Below are 20,185 nucleotides of genomic sequence, written 5' to 3'. Positions count from 1 at the left end.
CGCAGCGCAGACGCCGTTCCGTATGCTGTGACCGACATGCCGGTTCTTTCCGCTCCACGTTTCCCATGGGCCACCGGATGGAGGCTGGGCGCCACTTGAATGTCCTGATCATCGACGACAGTGCCGTCGTGCGACTGATGCTCTCACGGGCCCTAGAGCCGCTGGGAGCGCAGGTGACGTGCCCCGCGTCGCTGGCCGACGCCCGTGAGCGGCTGGGCATGACCGGGACGGGCGCGGCGGACGTGGACGTGGTGCTGCTCGATCAGGTGATGCCGGAGATGGACGGGGTGAGCTTTCTGCGAGAACTGCGGGCGTACCCGCATCTGCAGGAACTGAGCGTGATCATGGTCACGGGCGTTCAGGACGAGGCGCAACTGGAGGTCGCGTTCGCGGCCGGGGCCATGGATTACGTCACCAAACCCTGTCCGCCGGCCACCCTGCGCGCCCGCACGAAAAGCGGCGCGCGCCTGACCCGGGCGCTGCGGGCCAGCCGGGAACGCGCGCTGGAACTCCAGGAGGTGAACGCGCAGCTGGCCGACCTGAACGGGCAGCTGCAGGCCCTGTCCATGACCGACGCCCTGACCGGGCTGGCCAACCGCCGGGCCTTCGACCTGGCCTTCGATCAGGCGCTGGCCCACCACGCGCGCAGCGGGCTGGGCGTGGCCCTGCTGATGATCGACATCGACCACTTCAAGCGGTACAACGACGCGCTGGGACATCCGGCGGGCGATGCCTGCCTGCACCAGGTGGCGATGGTGCTGCGGGGAGGCGTGCGCCGCAGCACCGACCTGGTCGCCCGCTACGGGGGCGAGGAATTCGCGGCCCTCCTGAGCGACACGGACGCGCAGGGCGCGGCGGTCGTGGGCGAGCGCATCCTGCACCGGCTGAAGCACGAGGCGTTCGTCCATCCGGATCACCCGCTGGGCCGCGTGACGGTGAGTATCGGGGTGGCCGCGTTGCCGGACGCGGCGGACCACGGCCTGAAGGACGCGGCCGATCAGGCGCTGTACCGCGCGAAGGCAAAAGGGCGCAACGCCGCGGTGACGTGGCGACCCGTGCCCGTCGGCAATCCGGCCTGACCGGCGCCTGGACGCCCGAGCCCGGTTCAGGTTCCGCGCCGGCTCACGGTGCGGGCCGTTCCGGTACGCCACACTCGGGCCATGATGTCCATGCCCACCCGCACGCCGCCGAAACTCCCGGATGGGGAGCAGCTCTCGTTGCGGGAGCGACTGCATGACCTGGGCCGCACGCTGGCGCTGGTGTGGCGGGCCAGTCCGCGCCACTCGCTGACCTATGCCCTGACCACGCTGGCGTCGAGCGCGCTGCCCGCCGCGAACCTCTATATCGGCAAGCTGCTGCTGGACGAGGTCGCGCGGGCCGCGCAGGGGGGCGTGACGTACGCCTCCCTGCTGACGCTGCTGGCCGTACAGGTCAGCCTGGTCGTGCTGGGAAACCTGCTCAGCACGGTCGGGAACGCCTCACAGCAGCTCCTGGGCGATTCACTGCAGCATTCCGTGACGCGCCGGATTCTGGACAAGGCTTCGGATCTGAGCGTGGAGGCCTTCGAGAACGCAGAAACCTATGACCGCCTGCAACAGGCGTACCGCGAGGTGGGCACGCGGCCGCTGGGCGTCGCGACCCAGCTGGTGGGGCTGGCGGGCGCCCTGGTCACGCTGGGATCGGTGGGCGCGCTGATGGCGCGGCTGGGTGTGTGGGTGCTGCCGCTGGTCATCCTGGCGAGCATTCCGGGCGTCATCGTGTCGAACCGCTTCGGGGTGGAGAACTACCGCATGCTGCGCTGGCAGACCCACGACGCGCGCGTGCAGAACTACCTGGGCAGCCTGCTGACCTCCGACACGCTGGTCAAGGAGGTGCGGCTGTTCGGCTTCGAGGACTACCTGCTGGGGCGCTGGCGCACGTACTACCTGGGCTTTCGCCGGCAACTGGAGGACATCATCCGCCGCCGCTCCGGGTGGAGCTTCGGCGCGGCGCTGCTCTCGGCCCTGCTGATCGGCCTGGCGAGCGCCCTGATCCTGCGCCGCGCGGCGGCCGGGCAGATCAGCGTGGGGGATTTCAGCGTGTTCATCCTGGGGATCGCGCAGGTGCAGGGCACCGTGTCCGGGCTGCTGAATGGAGTCAGCGGCATCTACCAGAACCTGCTGTACATGCGCAACCTCTTCGGCTTCTTGGAACTTCCAACGCGTGACCTGGACGCCGGGGAGACGTGGCAGGGGGCCATCGACACGATCGAGTTCCGGGATGTGGGCTTTCGCTACCCGCTGACCGACCGGGACGTGCTGCGCGGCGTGAATTTCACCGTGCGGCGCGGGCAGGCGCTGGCCCTGGTCGGCGAGAACGGCGCCGGGAAGACGACGCTGGTCAAACTCCTGACCATGCTGTTCGAGCCGAGCAGCGGCGTGATCCTCCTGAACGGCCTGGACGCCCGGCGCTTCAGTCCGCGCAGCGTGCAGCGGCAGATGAGCATCATCTTCCAGGACTTCGGGCAGTACCAGATGAGTGCCCGCGAGAACGTCGGGCTGGCCGAGGTGGATCGTCTGACCGACGTGCCGGGCGTGCAGGGCGCCGTCGAGCAGGCCGGCGCCGCCTTCGTGGACACGCTGCCCGAGGGGCTGGAGACGCCGCTGGGCCGCCTGTTCCAGGGGGGACGGCAGCTCTCGGGCGGGCAGTGGCAGCGGTTGGCCCTGGCGCGGCTGTACTTCCGTGAAGCGTCCGTGCTGGTGTTCGACGAGCCGACCGCCGCGCTGGACGCCAAGGCCGAGTTCGAAACCATCCAGGCGCTGCGTGAGCACGCGGGCGAGCGGATCACGCTGCTGATCTCACACCGCTTCTCCACGGTGCGGCTCGCCGATCAGATCGTGGTGCTGGACGGCGGCGTGATCACCGAATCCGGAACGCACGCGCAGCTCATGACGCTGGGCGGCCGCTACGCGGCGCTGTACACCTTGCAGGCCAGCGGCTATGCCGACGACCGGGGCGAGGCTCCCCGGCCCGCGCGGGTGGCGATGCCGGACGTGTGACGGTTCAGGGCTCGACGCTGTCCAGGACGGCCCGCGCGGTGATCTCGTCCACGATCAGGCGGCGCATCAGGCCGCCCCGCAGCGCGGCATGCAGGGCGGCGACCTTGCCCAGGCCGCTGACGACGCAGATGGAATCCGGCGCGTCCCGCACGAGACTCAGGGCCGGGCCGCTGGCGCGGGCGTTCAGGGTCAGGCCGTCGAAACTTCCATCCTTGCGGAAAAAGACCGTGGCGATGTCCCCCACCGCGCCTTCGGCGGCCAGCACGTCCAGGTCGCCGGCATCCAGGTACCCAGCGGCGTACACGTGGCTGGGCGTGGACGCGGTGTGGCTGCCGACGGAATACAGCAGCAGGTCCGCGTGGGCCTGCAGGTCCAGGACGTGCCGCACCGACCGTTCGCGCCACATGGCCTGCTTGGTGGCGGGATCGTCGAAGAAGGTGGGCACCGGGAACAGCTGGGCGCCGGCCGAGTAGCTGCGGGCGAAACGCAGGATGGTGTCGGTCACGAAGCCGCTCATGAAGTCGGCGGCGTTCGCGGAGCCGTTGAGCTGCACGAAGGTCACGCCGGGCACGGCCCGTGGGGTCAGTTCGTGGCTCACGGCATTGATGGTGTTGCCCCACGCGAGGCCGACAGTCATGCCAGGGCGGATCAGGCGGCCCAGCAGGCTGGCGGCGGCGGTGGCCACGCGGTCTTGCCACAGGTGCTCGGGGCTGCCCTGCGGCACGCTGACGACCTGGGCCTGCAGGAACGGGTAGTGCGTTCGGAGCTCTGTCTCGAGCGCCTGCGCCTGCCCTTCCGGATCGTGGATGCGGATCTCGACCAGCCCGCTGCGCCGGGCGTGCGAGAGCAGCCGGGACACCTTCGGACGGGACAGGCCAAGTTCCCGGGCGATGGCGTCGGTGGTGAGGCCCTGGATGTAGTACAGCCGCGCGACCTGCACGGCCTGGAGATCAGCGCCGGGCGCCGGCGGGGTCGGAAGCGGAGCGGGCGCGTCGGGCATCGGTGACGTCAGGATACGGCCGCGTCTGGCCCTTGAGAACGGTGGCCCCCTTCCTCCCGGATCGGTGGCCTCGACGGAGGCACGCCGAGCATGCGGGTGACGGCCCGGGGCGCCGCGTTCACTTCGAGGCTGCGGCCTACAGGCTCGCGCTCTGCCCAGTTCACAGCGAGGTGGATGACGCCACCTCCACCGGCCCTGACGTCGCTACCAAAGCTTTACGCCTCTCGCTGCGCCCTGGCCTTCCTGGCCCACCACTGAACATATGTTCACCGGGGTTGACAGCCTGTTCAATGGATGGTTTTATAGCGACGTACTCCAGTTCACGGATGGTTCTGTCCGTTCCATGCCAGTGCCCGCTCGCCGGGCCTGAGGGTTCTTACGTCCTCGCTGGGGTCAGCACGCTGACCCGCCACTCCAAAGGAGCGATCCCATGCCCTCACCCCGAAGTTCCCTGCTCGCCCTGCTCGGTGCCGCCCTGGTGCTGCTGGGCGGTCTGCTGGCCTACAGCATCCAGACCGCCGGCGGCCAGGTCAGCGTGCGCGACGTGCGCTTTGTCGGCACGAATGGCACACCGCTCAGTGCGCTGCTCTATGTGCCCAAGGGCGTCACCGCCAAGACCCCGGCGCCGGGTATCCTGGCGGTGCACGGCTACATCAATTCACGCGAGGTGCAGGCGGACTTCGCACTGGAGTACGCGCGGCGCGGCTACGTCGTCCTGAACCTCGATCAGGCCGGACATGGCTACAGCGCCGCGCCCGCGTTCGCCAACGGCTACGGCGGGCCGGCGGGCCTCGCCTACCTGCGAAGTCTCGATATCGTCGATAAAAACAACATCGGCCTTGAGGGCCACTCGATGGGCGGCTGGACGATCCTGAGCGCGGCAGCGGCTCTCCCTGACGGATACAAGTCGATGGTGCTCGAAGGCTCATCGACGGGCTCCGGCCTGGCTCCGGAAGGCAGCCCGACCTTTCCCCGCAACCTCGCCCTGGTGTACAGCAAGTATGACGAGTTCTCCCAGTTGATGTGGGAGGTGCCCAAGGCGGCGCAGGTCACGGGCAGCGGCAAGTTGAAGAAGGTCTTCGGCGTCTCCAGCGCCACCACCATCGATCCCGGCAAGGTGTACGGCGACCTCCAGGCCGGAACCGCCCGCGTGCTGTACACGCCGGCCACCACGCACCCTGGCGATCACCTGTCGCGGGTGGCCATCGGGGACTCGATCGCGTGGTTCCAGCAGACGCTCAGCGGCGGCAAGCCCCTGCCGGCCGGCAACCAGATCTGGCCCTGGAAGGAATTTGGCACGACCCTCGGCTGGATCGGCTTCATCCTGCTGGTGGTGGGCAGCGGCGGCCTGCTGCTGCGCCTGCCCTATTTCGCGCCCCTGTCCCAGCGCCCCGCCCGCGCGCCGGTCGTCACTGCGCGGGGCTGGTGGCTCGCAGCCGTCATCACAGTGTTCCTGCCGGTGCTGACCTATTTCCCGTTCTTCCGGCTGGGCGCCCGGCTGACTCCTAATGCACTGTGGCCCCAGAGCATCACCAACCAGATCATGGTATGGGCGCTGCTGAACTCGCTGATCAGCCTGGTGCTGTACCTGCTGTGGCGCCGCCAGCAGCCCGGTTCCGTGGCCTCAGCAGAAGCACCCGGCGCCGACGGCGGCCAGGGCCTCGCCCCCACGTCCAGCGGGCCGACCTCGCGCTGGGGCGAGATCGGGCGGTCGGCGCTGCTGGCCCTGGGGGCCGTCGGGGTCGGCTACCTTGCGCTGCTGCTCACCATGTACCTGTTCAAGGTGGATTTCCGCTTCTGGTTCGTGGGCCTCAAGCCCATGAGCACCGGGCAATTCCGCATGTTCCTGGCGTACCTGATTCCCTTCACGCTCTACGCCCTGATGACCGCGACCGTGCTGCACCGGCAGTTGCGCCGCACCGAACGCGGCTCGGTCTGGCAGGGCGCGCTGCTGCTGTGCGGCGGCTTCCTGCTGTTCCTGCTGCTGCAATACGGCACCCTGCTGACGACCGGGCAACTGTTCACGCCGACCGAGCCCCTGAACGTCATCGTGGCGATCCAGTTCCTGCCGATCCTGGCGATCCTCGGAATCTTCATGACCTTCTTCGCCCGGTACACGCACCGGGTCTATGCGGGGGCGTTCGTGAGCGCCCTGTTCCTGACCTGGTACATCGTCGCGGGACAGGCCACCCAGTTCCCCATCTGATCCCGAACCCGGCCAGCCCACGGCCGGATCCAAGCCGGGTGGGCATGGGATGGGCCAGTCCCAGACGGGAACCGACCTCCCTGTCCGTGGGCATTCCGACATAGAGTGGAACCACAGCAGTCTGGGCTGGGCCGCCCGCCACCACACCGGGAAGGCGACGCCGGAGGAGCAATGAGCGAGTACATCCTGGCCCTGGATCAGGGCACGACCAGCAGCCGCGCCATCGTGTTCACGCGGGACGGCCAGGTGAAGGCCCGTGCCCAGAAGGAGTTCCGGCAGCTTTTTCCGCAGCCGGGCTGGGTGGAACATGACCCCTTGGAGATCTGGAGCACCCAGAGCGGCGTGATGCAGGAGGCCCTGAGCAGCGCGGGCATCCGCGCGTCCGACCTGGCCGCCATCGGCATCACCAACCAGCGGGAAACCGTAGTGGTGTGGAACCGGCGCACCGGGCAACCCATCCACAACGCCATCGTGTGGCAGGATCGCCGCACGGCGGGCTTCTGTGACCAGCTCACCGCCGCCGGGCACACCGAGCTGTTCCGCCGCAAGACGGGCCTGATCCTCGACGCGTACTTCTCGGGCACGAAACTGCGCTGGCTGCTCGATCACGTGCCTGGTGCGCGGGCGCAGGCCGAGGCAGGGGAGCTGGCCTTCGGAACCGTGGATTCCTGGCTGGTGTACAAGCTCACGGATGGCGCGCTGCACATCACGGACGCCAGCAACGCCAGCCGCACCCTGATGTACGACATTCACGCGGGCACCTGGGATGACGAACTGCTGGCCGTTCTGGACGTACCGCGCTCGCTGCTGCCCGAGGTGCGCGATTCGTCTCAGGTGTATGGTTCGACTTCGGCGGGCCTGCTGGGCGCGCAGGTGCCCATCGCGGGCATCGCGGGAGACCAGCAGGCGGCGACCTTCGGGCAGGTGTGCCTGGACGTGGGCATGGCGAAGAACACGTACGGCACGGGTTGTTTCATGCTGCTGAACACCGGGCGGGACGCGGCCGAGTCCACGCACCGCCTGCTGACCACCGTGGCGTGGCAGCAGCGGCAGGAACGCACCTACGCGCTGGAGGGAGGCGTGTTCGTGGCGGGCGCGGTGGTGCAGTGGCTGCGCGACGGCCTGGGCCTCATCCGCTCGGCGGGCGAGGTTGAGGAACTCGCCGCGCGCGTGCCGGACAGCGGGGGCGTGGTGCTGGTGCCGGCCTTCGTGGGTCTGGGCGCGCCGTACTGGGATCCGTACGCGCGGGGCACGATGGTCGGTCTGACGCGCGGCACGACGGCGGCGCACCTGGCCCGCGCGGCCCTGGAGAGCGTGGCCTTCCAGAGCGCCGAGCTGCTGGAGGCCATGCAGCAGGACGCGGCCAGCACCGGCGCCACCCTGACTGAGCTGCGCGTGGACGGCGGCGGCAGCTCGAATGACGCGATGATGCAGTTCCAGGCGGACATCCTGGGCGTGCCGGTGGTGCGCCCGCAGGTGACCGAGACGACCGCGCTGGGGGCTGCGTTCCTGGCGGGACTGGCGGTGGGGTTCTGGGCCGACGAGACCGAACTGAAATCCCTGTGGCGGGTGGATCGCCGTTTCGAGCCGACCATGGGCGTCGACGAGCGGGCCCGGCGCCTGGGTACCTGGAAACGCGCGGTGGAGCGCAGCCGGGACTGGGCGCGGCCCGACGGGGAGCCGGGCGCGGAGACCGCGGGCACTGGCAAACCCTCTGAACATATGTTCAAATGACTTGAGCAGATGTTCAGAATCCCTCCGATCCCACTCCCCTGCCGAGGAACGCCATGAACCGAGCCGAGACCCTGACCGCCGCCACCGCCCCACACACCTGGGACGTCCTCGTGATCGGCGGTGGCGCCTCCGGGCTGGGCACCGCGCTGGAAGCCGCCACGCGCGGGTATTCCACGCTGCTGCTCGAAGCGCACGACTACGCCAAGGGCACCAGCAGCCGCTCGACCAAACTCGTGCACGGCGGTGTGCGCTACCTCGCGCAGGGCAACGTGTCGCTGGTACGCGAGGCGCTGCACGAACGCGGCCTCCTGAAGAAGAACGCCCCGCACCTCGTCCGCGACCTGGGCTTCGTGATCGCGGCATACCAGTGGTGGGCCGCGCCCTTCTACGGCATCGGGCTGAAGCTGTACGACCTGCTGGCCGGCAAGTTGAACCTCCAGGCCAGCCGCTATGTCACGCCGGCGCAGGCGCTCGAACAGACCCCCACCCTGAAGCGCGCCGGGCTCAAGGGCGGCATCCTGTACTTCGACGGCCAGTTCGACGACTCCCGGCTGGCGGTCACGCTGCTGCGCACGCTGGAGAACTTCGGCGGCGTGGCCCTGAACCACGCGCCCGTGGTGGGCCTGCTCAAGGACGGAAAGAAGGTCGTGGGCGCGCGCCTGCGCGACGACGAAACCGGAACCGAACACGAGGTGCGCGCCAAGGTCGTCGTCAACGCCACGGGCGTCTTCGTGGACGACCTGCGCCGCATGGACGAGCCGGGCGCGAAGCCGATGCTGTCGCCCAGCCAGGGCGTCCATGTGGTCGTGGATCGCCGGTTCCTGCCGGGCGACGCGGCGGTCATGGTGCCGCGCACCGACGATGGCCGCGTGCTGTTCGCCGTCCCGTGGCACGACCACGTGGTGATCGGCACGACCGATACCCCGGTGCCCGACGTGAGCTGGGAGCCGCGCGCCCTGGACGAGGAAATCGAGTTCATCCTGAAGACCGCCGCGCAGTATCTCGATCCCGCTCCCACCCGCGCGGACGTCCGCAGCGTGTACGCGGGCCTGCGTCCCCTGGTGAAGGCGGCCGAGGGCACCGACACCAAGGCCATCTCGCGCGACCACGTGATCCGCATTTCCGACGGCGGCCTGATCACCCTGACCGGCGGCAAATGGACGACGTACCGCCGCATGGGCGAGGACACCGTGAACCGCGCCGCCGCCCAGGCCGGGCTGCCCCCCCGGCTCAGCCTGACGGCCGGCCTGACCCTGCACGGCGCGATGACCGCGCCATTGCCCGATCACTGGAAGGTCTACGGCACGGACGCCGAGCGCGTGCAGGCCCTGCCCGGCGCAGACACACCCCTGCATTCTGAGCTGCCCTACACGGAGGCGGAGGTGCGCTGGGCCGCCCGGATGGAGCAGGCCCGCACGGTCGAGGACGTCCTGGCGCGCCGCCTGCGGGCGCTGCTGCTGAATGCCCGTGCGAGCGCCGAAGCGGCCCCACGTGTGGCGGCCCTCCTCGCGGAGGAACTGAACCGCGACGCCGCGTGGCAGCACGCCCAGGTCGCCGCGTACCGTGAGCTCGCGGCGGGCTACCAGCTGACGGCGGGAACCGAGTCCCGGCTCAACGACCGGGCGCCCCAGAACGCTTAACCTTGAGGCGAGGTAGCCGCGTGCGAAAGATTCAGGTTCAGGGCGTTCATCACATCACCATCGTCGGCTCGACCCGCCAGAGTGCGCTTGACTTCTGGGAGGGCGTGCTGGGCATGCCGTTCATCTTCGAGCAGCCGAATCTCGGGAAGGCCGACGAGAGTCACCTGTACTTCGACCCGGGCGACGGCCGCCTGCTCACCGTGTTCACGAACGAGGAGCGCTCGGACGCCCGCCGCCCCGCCCCGCGCGAGGTCGGGAGTCTGGAACACCTCGCCTTCAACGTCTCGCGCGCGACCTTCACGCAGGTTCCCGCGCGGCTCCAGGAGCGAGGCATCGACTTCATCCAGCGCGACCGGGGCTTCATGGACTCCATCTACCTGCAGGATCCGAACGGCATGAAAGTCGAACTGGCCTGCTACAAGTTCGAGACGCCGGACGGCTACCGCGCCGCAGACGTCCTGATGCGCGCCCACCAGCTGCGGGTCGAGCGCGGCGACCATCACATCGGGGACGTTCACCTCGCGGACGCCATCGAGGATCTGCTGGCAGGACGGGGGCGCCTGGATCACTGAGGGGCCGGCCTTCACAGCGCTGAAAACCTCGTCTCCCTTCAAGCCGATTCTGCGCCTGACAGCGTTCGTCTACGCGTGCGGGTGCGGGTGCCAGTTCAGCTGGGGACGGCCGAACAGGTAGCCCTGCAGAATCGGGACGCCCAGTTTCTGCAAGGTGCGGTGCTGCTCCTCCGTCTCGATGCCCTCCGCCACGATTTCCAGGCCGAGCCGGTGACCCATCTGCACGATCGCCTCGATGATCCCGCCCGCCCGCTCGCCGTGGTCGAGCGCCACCACGAAGCTCCGGTCGATTTTCAGGCCGTCCAGCGGGAAGGCATGGAGGTAGCTGAGGTTCGAGAAGCCCGTGCCGAAGTCGTCCAGCATGACGCGCACGCCCGTGCGCTTGAGGTCGCTCAACAGACGCACCGCCCGTTCCGGGGACTGCATCATGAGGCTCTCGGTGATCTCCAGTTCCAGCCGCTCGGGCGCGAGGCCACTTTCCTTCAGGGCGCGGGAGACCGTATCGACGAGATCACCGCCCATGAACTGCCGCGCCGACAGGTTGACCGCGACCCGTACGTCTCCCCACGGCGCGGCCTGGCGGCAGGCTTCATGCAGCACCCAGTCGCCCACGGGCACGATCAGGCCGCTGCGTTCCAGCAGCGGAATGAACTCGGCCGGGGACCGGCGTCCCAGGGCAGCGCTGTTCCAGCGCAGGAGCGCCTCGCCCGACACTGGGCGGCCACTGACGGCGTCCACGAGCGGCTGGAAGTGCAGCTCGAACTCATTGCGCTCCAGCGCCCGTGCCAGACCACTTTCCAGACTCAGGGCAACGCTGCGGCCGGTCTGGCCGACGACCTGGGCCGCGGCCACGACCACCCCCGCGCCGTCCTTTGCTTCACTGGCTGCCTGCGACGCCAGGCGCAGCAGGTCATCCGGATCGATGCCATGGTCGGGAAACCGGGCCACGCCGACCGTCGCCCCGATGACAACCTCCGCGCCGCCCACGCTGAACTCGGCGTTGAAGGCCCCCAGCAGCTGGGCCGCCCGCCGCCGGATGACCGCCAGGTCCTGGTCACCCTTCATGATGACCGCGAACACGTCGCTGCTCAGCCTCGCCAGGGTGTCACCTACGGCAGCCAGGCCCTCCAGACGCGTCGCCACCTGACGCAGCAGGTCGTCGCCGTCCATCAGGCCCAGGACGTCCATCATGCCCCGGAAGCGGTCGAAATCCACGACCACCAGGGAGAAGGCCGACTCCTCACGGATTTCCTGCCCGAGGAGGGCGCGCAGCAGCAGCCGGTTTGGCAGGCCCGTGACGCCGTCGTGCAGGCGTCCGCGTTCCAGTTCCTGCATCTGCGCCTGCACTTTCGCCTCGGCTTCCGACCGGGCCTGCTCACTGATGGTGCGGAGTTGCCTCTCATGCTCGGCTTCCAGGCGCGCGCTGTTCAGCAGGGCGTCGTTGGCAAGGTTCTGCGCCTGTTTCGCCAGGGCCAGGTCACGCAGTTCGCGTTCCAGTTCATTCGCGAGCTTGAGGTGATGGAGGCTGCCCCGGGGATCATCGGTTTCGTACGCACCGGCCAGCAGCATGTGGGCATCGAAGGCTGCCTGAGGCCGGTCGTTGGTCCCAGCGAGGTGCAGCGCTTCCTCCAGCTTCGGCATGGCCAGACGGTAGTGCGCCGTCGACAGCCAGTTCTTCGCGCGGCCCAGCATGGCATCGAGCTGCGTATCGATGTCCCCGATCGTGTGGGCTATTTCCTCGGCATGGGCCAGGCACCGCTCGGCCTCCACACCGTTTCCCTGATCCGTGTGCAGCAGCCCGAGGCTGTGGAGCGCAGCGCTCGTGACATGCGGGAGGTGCAGTTCCAGCGCCTCACGGCGCGCCGCTTCGAGCAGGTCGGAGGCGTTCGGGTGCCCCAACTTGCGGGCGATTTCGCCTGCGTTGAGCGACAGGGTGGCGTACGCTGGAAGGTCTCCCGTCATCTGGGCCGACTGACGGGCATGCATGTAGTGAACGGCCGCTTCCTCATATTGCCCCATTCCCTCCAGCAGCATGCCCAGGTTGCTGTGCACATGCAGTTCGCTGGCGAGTGGTGTCGCGCTGTCGGGCAGACGTTCGAGGGACCAGTGCAGGAGTTCCAGGGCCTCGGTGTGCTTGGCCAGGGCAATCAGGATCAGGGCGCCGTTGCAGGCCGTGCGGATTTCCCCGGCCACGTCATTCAGGGTTGCCCGCAGGCGCCGGACTTCCTCCAGGGTGACCAGGGCCGGAATGCTCTCCCCCCGTCGGTGCTCGATCTGCGCCCTGAGGTTGAGCGCCTCGGCCAGAATGTCGAGTTGGCCGGCGTGATCGGCACTCTGGACGGCCTGTCCAATGTATCTGTAGGCCGCGTCCATGTCGCCCTTCGCCAGCAGGGACTGCCCCCGGATGCGCAGCGCACGCGCCTGCAATTCCCACACGGGTGGAAGTTCCATCGCGGCGTCCAGATGCGACAGGGCCAGATCGACCTGGCCCAGTTTCAGGGCCGCGTCGGCGGACTGGATGATGGCCTGGGCACGCAGGGAGGCGCTATCGGGGTCGAGCGCGAGGGCATCGAGCACCTGACCGCAGTAGGTCATGGCCAGGGCAGGATCTGTGGCGAGCAGCAGGTTCGCATCACCCAGAAGGGCGATGGAATCCAGAGCGCCGATGGGCGCTGCTGACGGCTGGTGCTCACTCAACACCCCGTCAGGGTAGGCGGGGGGGCCTTTCAGCAAACTGACACGCCCTCTGCACCGCCTGGCATTTAAGCAGGCCGGTGCAGAGGGCGAAGGGGCTCGGTCTCAGTGGCCGAGGGAGGCGATGGCCGCGTCCAGGTTCACGCGACCCGCACCGAGCTTGCCGGCGTAGGAGGCGTTCCCGCTCACGGTATCCACCGACGTCGCGGTGCTGGTCAGCGCGGCGGCCGCCTGCGCGCCGTTCGCGCCGACGCTCATGCCGAGCGCCAGTCCGCCCGCGACCACCGGGGCGCTCATGCTTGTCCCGCTCCACGCGGCGAACCGCTCCTGGGGCGCTGGGCCGAAGACCCGCTCACCGGGGGCGAGGAGTTCCAGATTCGAGGCGTACTGCGAGAACGCGCTCTTGGCGTCGTGGAGATCGACACTGCCGACCGCGATGTTCAAGGGCTGCGAGGCGAATTCTGCCGCGGGATAGTCGAGCCCTTCAGTGCCGGCGTTCCCGGCGGCTGCGGCAATGGCCACGCCATGGCTGTTGGCATACGCGATCGCCTGCGTCACGGCTGTGACGGGTTCAGCCGAGCCGAGGCTCAGGTTGATGACGTTCGCACCGTGATCCGTGGCCCAGACGATGGCCGCCGCGACGGACGCGACATCGCCCGTCCCGTCTGCGGCCAGCACACGCAGGGGCATGATCTTGGCCACGGGGGCCACCTGGGCCACAATGCCAGCGACCTCGGTGCCGTGCCCGCTCAGGCCGCTGCCCAGGGTTCCTTCATCCTGCGGCGTGGCGTCTCCATCGACGAAATCGTGCCACGTGGTGGGATCAGTGAACCCGCCACGGATGGCCGGGTGATTCAGGTCGACCCCGGTATCGATGACGGCCACGGTCATGCCCACGCCACCGGCACGTTCGGTCGACTGCACGGCATTCAGTGAGATCTGCTGCCACGTGTCACTGTTCTGCGGGATCGGCTTGTATTCGCCGTTGCCCCACACGCCGATCGAGCCGTTGCCCCACACGCCAATTGAGCCGTTGCCCCACACGCCAATTGAGCCGTTGCCCCATACGCCGATCGAGCCGTTGCCCCACACGCCGATCGAGCCGTTGCCCCATACGCCGATTGAGCCGTTGCCCCACACGCCGATCGAGCCGCTGCCGGACACCGTGGTATTCGTCTGTCCCTTGCCTTTGCCCACACGGAAGACGTTGTGGTTCTTCTCGACCTTCACCTTGGCGCTCAGCGGAGCCAGTCGGGCGCTTTGACTGCTGAGAGTCAGCACGGCGAAGCCAGGAGTGCGGGTGATCAGGTGGCCGCCGTACGTCGCTTCGAGTTGAGCATCGGTGGCCGTACCCGGCTGGAGAACCGTCATGACGGCGTCGGTGCTGGCGCTGATCTGCGGCGCCGTGGTACGTCCGCAGCTGGCCAGGAGCGCCGTCAGGGCGAGAGTCGACACGGTGAGCGTTGTATGGGTATGACGTGACATTGAGGGCTCCCTTATGAGATCAGAGTGAGAGAACGGCAGGACGACGGGTGATGAGGAGCATTGAGGGGGGAATGGTCGCAGTCTGTCCTGGCATTCCGCTTTGCTGGTCGTTCTGCGAAATGGATCGCTCCTGTACGTCAGTTTGCGGGCCAGCTGAAGGCTTTGCAATACGATCTGGCGCCGTCCTTACAGGCGGAGAGATAAATGAAAAAAAGTTCACATTCATCATGAACATACAGCAAACGCTCTCACCTAGCACGCGATAGGAGGCCAGAGGCAGATTTATGCTGGGAACAGACGTGTCCGCCGGAAACTCGTCGAAGGGCGATCTCCAGGTCAATCCATTGACTCGACAACAGGTAGCTACCACATCTCCCCCATCGGGGATTGGCCAACGGATGAAAGTATTGTCTAGATTGTTGCGTCTTTCGTTGCAAGTAATTTCGATGTTTAGTCTTTCATTCTTAAGTGAATTCCAGGTCTACACTCCCTCTCGATGATCACTTGGCGCCTTGCGGTCTGCCACTCAGGCCCAGAGACCTAGAAGCACACGGGCGTGGGGCCTCGGGCATCTGTCGAAGACCGATTGGGCGCGCTGCACGACATATCGGGGCTCCATGTCATCGCTGACCGACACCCACCTCGTGCGTGAAAGTTTTCTGAGAGACTGGTCGTCATAGCATCTGTCTCATTCATGGCACGCCTCCTGACTGAAGCGGACCTCACGGCGCGAACGCAACCTGACATCGAGTGGCGTCGTCCGCTGCTGTTCGCCCTTCCGCTGGCGGCCCTGGCCTTCGCGATCGGCATGGCCTTCGATGTTCCCAGTGGCCAGGGTTCTCCCTTTGATCAGGTGACGTACCCGCTCGCGCTGGTGCTGCTGCTCGGGCTTTCCGCGCTGCTGTGGCAACGGCCGGCCCAGACGAACGCGGCGGTCACCTCACTGGTGTTTGCCATGAGTGGCCTGTTTCTCGGGAAACTGGTCTTCATCCTCTTCCTGATCCCACAGACCTACGTCGTGCAGCTCCAGATGACCGAAACGTTCTTCTGGATTCCGGCGCTGCAGGTGCTGTCGTTCTTCATCCCCAGGCTGCGGAGCGCACGCCTGGTGTCGATCATCTTCTTTACCCTGTTCTTCCTGGTGAGCGTGGCCTACCTGCTGCGCGCGGCCATCCACGGCGCTCCCCAGGGCATCGTGTACGCGCTGCTGGAACTGAACCTGGCAAACATCGCGCTGTTCGTTGTGACTAACGCGTTCATCGGCTTCAAGGACAAATATGTGCGGTCGATGTCCGAGGTGGACACGATGCGGCAGCTGATCGGCACCGACCTGCTCACGGGACTGCCGAACCGCTCCAGGATCGATCAGGTGATCTCCGAAACCATTGACGCGACTACGCCATTTGCCCTGCTGTTCATCGACCTGGACGGTTTCAAGCTCGTGAACGACACCCTTGGGCACGGCATCGGCGATCTCGCCCTTCAGGAAACGGCCCGTCGTCTGGAACGCACCCAGGGAAGCGCCACCCTGGTTGGCCGCTTGAGTGGCGACGAATTCGTGATGGTGCTGCCCAGTCCGCCCGCCCTGGCCATGCAGGTCGCGGAGCGGGTGCTGGCCGAACTGTGCCAGCCCATGATCGTGGGGAACAGCATCGTGAACCTCACGGCCAGCGTCGGCGTCAGCATCTTCCCCGACGATGCCCTGGACGCTCAGACCCTGATCCAGCATGCGGACAGCGCGATGTACACCGTCAAGAGTTACGGCAAGGCGGGGGTGCGGCGCTATGAGGCCGACACCGATTCGGCCATCGAGCGGCTCAAACTGGTGGAGCGGGCCCTCGGTCAGGCCCAGGGGGCCGGTGAACTGCATGTGATGTACCAGCCGATCTGCTCGCTGGACGACGGCGTGGTTCGCAAACTCGAAACGCTGCTGCGCTGGACGCATCCGGAGCTGGGCGCGATTCCGGCGTCCGAGTTCATTCCCATCGCGGAGAACAATGGACAGATCATCGCGCTGGGTGCCTGGGCCCTGCGGGCGGCCTGCCGGCAGGCGCGGCGCTGGAACGACGTGACGGGACTCGCCGTGACGGTCAGCGTGAACGTGTCTCCCCTGCAATTCATCCAGCCGGACTTCGTGGATATCGTCCGTGAGGCCCTTCAGAGCGCCGATCTCCCCGCCTCGTCGCTGGAGATCGAGCTGACCGAGAGCGCCGTGATGCGCCGCCTGGACGTCGTGAAGTCGTCGCTAAAGGAACTGCAGACGCTGGGTGTGAAGATCGCCATCGACGATTTCGGCACGGGGTACTCGTCGCTCGCCTACCTGCGGGACCTGCCGATCAACTGCATCAAGATCGACCGGTCGTTCATCAGCGACCTGAGTGCGCCGCGCCGCGCCCCACAGTTCGCGCTCGCGTTGATCGAGGCAGTGATCGGGATTGCCGACACCCTGGAACTGCAGGTGGTCGCCGAGGGCGTAGAGACCCGCAAGCAGCTGGAAATGCTGCGTGACCTCGGCTGTGATCTGGGCCAGGGCTATTTCCTGTCCCCTCCGCTCGCCGAGGACGCGGCGCTGGAGGCCTACGTCATGCCCGCGCTCTTTGCACCGCGTCCGGCCGGCAAACCGCTCCATTGATTCGGCAGATCTCTTAAGTTTTCATGAAGGTTAGGCTCGACCCGATGATGGGGTTCGGGCTCGCTGTTTTTTCCACAGAATGTGCGTCTGAAACACAGCTGAAGCAGGCACAGCCACCCTGACAGAAGACTTACAAATGTGGGTATGTGAAGACAGTTGCATGTTCATGAAGCTTTTCTATAGACTCTCTTCAGTCCCGACTCATCGGTTCAGAGGAGCCCCCCCATGCTCGACCACAGCCGCACCTCCCTGCCAACCCTGTTCAGCCCGGTCGACCGCGACCAACTGCTGCAGCGTATCTGCGTCCGGGCTCCATACTTCGCGTTGCAGGATCTGCGGCTGTTCGACCACACCTTCATGGCCGAAGCGACCGCCGAATCCCGCGCCACCGCCGAGCAAGGTCCCATGCAGGCCAGTGAAATCAGCCGCCACGCGGCCATCTGCGGTCTGTGCGCCGTCGCCCTCGACTTCGATGACGACGACCGGCGGTACTACCTCGCGCAGGACGCCACGTACACCGGGTTCGCAAACGACGCACCCTACGGCACCACCGTCTCGTTCAGCGCCACCGTGCTCGAACGCAACAAACGCCAGGCGATCGCCGAGATCACCATCACCTCAGGCGGCCATGACCTCGCACACCTGCGTGTCACCTACACGATCCTGAGTGAAGCCTCGTTCCGCCGACTGTTCCGCTCGAAATACGACCCGGAATTCAGCGTCCTGCACTACGACCGCATGCCCGAGCCGCCCACCGGCGTGTTCAGCACCGAGGGTGACACGGGCGTCCTGACGCTGCCCGAAGTCCCCCGCGAGGCCTGCGCCGGTCATTTCGAGAACTTCCCCGCGATGCCCGTCGCCGTCCTGATGGGGCAACTCGGCGTGGTGGCCAGCCGCCATTACAACGCGCCGTACCGGGTGGCCGCCGCCACCATGTCCGCCCTGGACTTCTGTTGGGCCGGCGAAACCGCGCGCTTCGAGGTCACACCCACCGTTCCCGGCACCTACGCCTGCACGGCGACCGCATCGGGTTCCATGGTCAGCGAGATGACCCTACACCTCACGGTCCCCTGAAACGTCCCTGCAGCACGTCCTGCGCAGCCTCATCGGCCGCCAGGGCGGGCTTTTTTTGGGGCGCCTCAAGATGAGTTCCGGGAAAGTGTGAAGCATCCACGGCACCTGCTTTTCGATTTGCACCGGCCAACGACGGCTGGGCGACCAGCGATTTCCAGATTCCGGACGACCGTCACTCTCCGAGCAGCATGAGGCGCGAGGAGTCCATCTGCATGCCGTGGAATAGCCGCCCCCAGGAAGTCTGGGGCAACTGGACGGCGAACCCGCTATCACGTCCATCTGAACCAGGATTCAGGTGGTCGTAGCCTGGCGAAGCGGTATGTTCCGGCGGACGAATCTGACGCTTTAGGATTCCAGCCTCCGTGTTCCATGTGGCAGGACAAAGAATACGTTTCAGTCGACACTCTCCACAAAGTAAGTAGAGAACTTCCGGGTGCTTACTTCCAAGTGGTGCGTGTTCGGACTAGGATGCGGTCAAGGAGATTTCCATGCAGCTGACAGGCAATACCATTCTGGTCACAGGCGGCAACTCGGGCATTGGGCAGGCACTCGCCTCTGCCTTTCACTCGCTGGGCAACACGGTCATCATTACGGGCCGCCGGCAGGACACGCTGGACGCCACGGTCGCTTCCCATCCCGGCATGCACGCCGTCGTACTCGACGTGGCCGATCCGGACGCAATCCAGCAGGTGGCCAGGCAACTCATTCAGGACTCCCCGGCGCTCAACGCGGTCATCCACAACGCGGGAATGATGAGCGAGGAAGACCTGAAGACAGGCGAGGTCGCCACCGCGGAGGCGCACATTGCCACCAATCTGCTCGGCCCGATCCGGCTGAACTCGGCCCTCCTGCCACACCTGCTGACCCTGCCCTCGGCGACGGTCATGACGGTCACGTCGGGGCTCGCCTTTGTGCCCCTGGCCCTGAACCCCACCTACAGCGCCACGAAGGCCGCGATCCACTCGTATACCCAGTCCCTGCGCTACCAACTGGCAGACACGCCCGTGCAGGTGATCGAACTGGCTCCGCCCTACGTGCGTACCAGTCTGCAGGGAGAGCGGCAGGCAAACGATCCGAATGCCATGCCACTCGATGAATTCATTGCCGAGGTCATGCAGATCCTGAAGGACGATCCGGCGGTCACCGAGGTGCTCGTCCAACGGGTGCATGCCCAGCGGTTCGCGGAACGCAGCGGCGAGTACGACGTGTTCTTCAAGCGTATGAACGACATGCTCAGAGCTGCCAGACACGGCTGAATCACCTGCGAAGGACTGGCAGACAACGGAGAGCGGCGTTGCCAGATCTCTCCCTACCGATGCGGGGGCCGCCCTGCTGATCGTCCAGGATCGCCTGTAAGCGGTTGATCTGGCACTGGCCCGTCCCTTCGCCGGATCGCCCTGGAGACACCGTCCGGCCAGTGGTACGGGTGGAGCAAACCGGAGACCGTCGCGTGTGGCATGTAGGGGAAATAGGCGGCGATCACGGCCGTGCCCAGCGCTACTGATGACGGCAGGGAAAGCAAACCACCCTCATAAACACCACTGATCGTTTGCGATCGCTGGATCGCCAAAATAGCGCAATGGTATTCACATTGACCCGCTTGTCCTCCTGACAAGGGGGCATTTCATCGATGCACATTCCCCGCCGCCGAAACGCTCCACGCCGTTCAGGGCGGCATCTGATCATTCCTCACAGCGACAGAGCGCATGCGATCCGAAACGATCACTTGCATGGTTGTATCTGGTCGAATGGGGTGCTATGGTGCCACCATCAATCAGAGCGCGGGGCTGGGGAATGCCAGCACCCACAGCACGACACGGCAGCCACCCCTGACGGAGGTCATCTATGCAGTCCGACCGGATCAACAAGATCCAGCATCACCTGTACAGCAACGGCTTTTCCAACGTGCAGGATCTCGCTGACGCGACCGGCGCCTCGATCGTCACGATCCGGCGGGACCTCCAGCGCCTCGAGGAACAGGGCGTGGTCACGCGCACGCATGGCGGCGCCCGCCTGGCCGACGCTGCCAATCCTGAAGTCGCCTTCCAGTCGCGTGTGCAGGAGCAGGTGGAGGCCAAACGCGCCATTGGCGAGGCGGCCTTCTCGCTGC

Annotated in this window: 13 protein-coding genes; 10 read left to right on the top strand and 3 right to left on the bottom strand. The window is 66.7% G+C overall.

Going from position 1 to position 20,185, the window contains the following annotated elements; genetic code table 11:
- Positions 1–95 precede the first annotated feature (95 nt).
- Complete coding sequence (locus tag E7T09_RS07300; protein WP_168734748.1) at positions 96–1,079, top strand: diguanylate cyclase; 984 nt, start codon at positions 96–98, stop codon at positions 1,077–1,079.
- Between the two features lie 81 nt (positions 1,080–1,160).
- Positions 1,161–3,038, top strand: a complete 1,878-nt coding sequence (locus tag E7T09_RS07295) for an ABC transporter ATP-binding protein (protein WP_240741670.1) — start codon at positions 1,161–1,163, stop codon at positions 3,036–3,038.
- A 4-nt stretch (positions 3,039–3,042) separates the two neighbouring features.
- Here the strand turns inward: E7T09_RS07295 and E7T09_RS07290 are convergent, their stop codons facing one another.
- A complete protein-coding gene (locus tag E7T09_RS07290; RefSeq protein WP_136388540.1) occupies positions 3,043–4,038 on the bottom strand; it encodes a sugar-binding transcriptional regulator in 996 nt (331 codons plus the stop codon).
- Positions 4,039–4,468: 430 nt separating this feature from the next.
- Here E7T09_RS07290 and E7T09_RS07285 point away from each other — a divergent pair, with 430 nt between their 5' ends.
- The 4 genes from E7T09_RS07285 to E7T09_RS07270 all read left to right on the top strand — a co-directional run bounded on the left by E7T09_RS07285 (position 4,469) and on the right by E7T09_RS07270 (position 10,190).
- Positions 4,469–6,244: a S9 family peptidase gene (locus E7T09_RS07285; protein ID WP_168734747.1), complete on the top strand. Its 1,776-nt coding sequence runs from the start codon at positions 4,469–4,471 to the stop codon at positions 6,242–6,244.
- A gap of 171 nt (positions 6,245–6,415) precedes the next feature.
- Entirely contained in the window at positions 6,416–7,978 is a 1,563-nt protein-coding gene (gene glpK / locus E7T09_RS07280; protein ID WP_136388539.1) for a glycerol kinase GlpK, read from the top strand.
- A 53-nt stretch (positions 7,979–8,031) separates the two neighbouring features.
- Complete coding sequence (locus E7T09_RS07275) at positions 8,032–9,618, top strand: glycerol-3-phosphate dehydrogenase/oxidase (protein WP_136388538.1); 1,587 nt, start codon at positions 8,032–8,034, stop codon at positions 9,616–9,618.
- A gap of 20 nt (positions 9,619–9,638) precedes the next feature.
- Complete coding sequence (locus tag E7T09_RS07270) at positions 9,639–10,190, top strand: VOC family protein (protein ID WP_136388537.1); 552 nt, start codon at positions 9,639–9,641, stop codon at positions 10,188–10,190.
- Between the two features lie 69 nt (positions 10,191–10,259).
- Here the strand turns inward: E7T09_RS07270 and E7T09_RS07265 are convergent, their stop codons facing one another.
- Both E7T09_RS07265 and E7T09_RS07260 read right to left on the bottom strand, forming a co-directional pair.
- Complete coding sequence (locus E7T09_RS07265; protein WP_136388536.1) at positions 10,260–12,887, bottom strand: EAL domain-containing protein; 2,628 nt, start codon at positions 12,885–12,887, stop codon at positions 10,260–10,262.
- 102 nt (positions 12,888–12,989) lie between these two features.
- Positions 12,990–14,339 (bottom strand): S8 family serine peptidase, encoded by a 1,350-nt coding sequence (locus tag E7T09_RS07260; protein WP_136388535.1) that lies wholly within the window; start codon positions 14,337–14,339, stop codon positions 12,990–12,992.
- A gap of 724 nt (positions 14,340–15,063) precedes the next feature.
- On the opposite strand from E7T09_RS07260, the gene E7T09_RS07255 reads away from it, so the two are divergent.
- The 4 genes from E7T09_RS07255 to E7T09_RS07240 all read left to right on the top strand — a co-directional run.
- A complete protein-coding gene (locus E7T09_RS07255) occupies positions 15,064–17,001 on the top strand; it encodes a bifunctional diguanylate cyclase/phosphodiesterase (protein ID WP_136388534.1) in 1,938 nt (645 codons plus the stop codon).
- 225 nt (positions 17,002–17,226) lie between these two features.
- Positions 17,227–18,075 carry a hypothetical protein gene (locus tag E7T09_RS07250; protein WP_136388533.1) on the top strand — a complete coding sequence of 283 codons (849 nt, stop codon included), beginning with the start codon at positions 17,227–17,229 and terminating at the stop codon, positions 18,073–18,075.
- 488 nt (positions 18,076–18,563) lie between these two features.
- The gene (locus tag E7T09_RS07245) at positions 18,564–19,331 is read left to right on the top strand and encodes an SDR family oxidoreductase (RefSeq protein WP_136388532.1); all 768 of its coding nucleotides are present in this window, start codon (positions 18,564–18,566) and stop codon (positions 19,329–19,331) included.
- A gap of 589 nt (positions 19,332–19,920) precedes the next feature.
- Positions 19,921–20,185, top strand: a 265-nt coding sequence (locus tag E7T09_RS07240; protein ID WP_136388531.1) for a DeoR family transcriptional regulator, incomplete at its 3' end; no start/stop codon positions are given.

This window comes from Deinococcus sp. KSM4-11 (assembly GCF_004801415.1).
In the GTDB taxonomy this organism is placed as follows: domain Bacteria; phylum Deinococcota; class Deinococci; order Deinococcales; family Deinococcaceae; genus Deinococcus.
This window is presented reverse-complemented; position numbering and strand designations above follow the sequence as displayed.

What these genes read in the sequence shown, in the direction of transcription:
- E7T09_RS07295 (WP_240741670.1), top strand. Translation starts at nt 1,161, where the DNA reads ATGATGTCCATGCCCACCCGCACGCCGCCGAAACTCCCGGATGGGGAG.
- E7T09_RS07290 (WP_136388540.1), bottom strand. Translation starts at nt 4,038, where the DNA reads ATGCCCGACGCGCCCGCTCCGCTTCCGACCCCGCCGGCGCCCGGCGCT.
- E7T09_RS07285 (WP_168734747.1), top strand. Translation starts at nt 4,469, where the DNA reads ATGCCCTCACCCCGAAGTTCCCTGCTCGCCCTGCTCGGTGCCGCCCTG.
- glpK (WP_136388539.1), top strand. Translation starts at nt 6,416, where the DNA reads ATGAGCGAGTACATCCTGGCCCTGGATCAGGGCACGACCAGCAGCCGC.
- E7T09_RS07275 (WP_136388538.1), top strand. Translation starts at nt 8,032, where the DNA reads ATGAACCGAGCCGAGACCCTGACCGCCGCCACCGCCCCACACACCTGG.
- E7T09_RS07255 (WP_136388534.1), top strand. Translation starts at nt 15,064, where the DNA reads ATGGCACGCCTCCTGACTGAAGCGGACCTCACGGCGCGAACGCAACCT.
- E7T09_RS07250 (WP_136388533.1), top strand. Translation starts at nt 17,227, where the DNA reads ATGCTCGACCACAGCCGCACCTCCCTGCCAACCCTGTTCAGCCCGGTC.
- E7T09_RS07245 (WP_136388532.1), top strand. Translation starts at nt 18,564, where the DNA reads ATGCAGCTGACAGGCAATACCATTCTGGTCACAGGCGGCAACTCGGGC.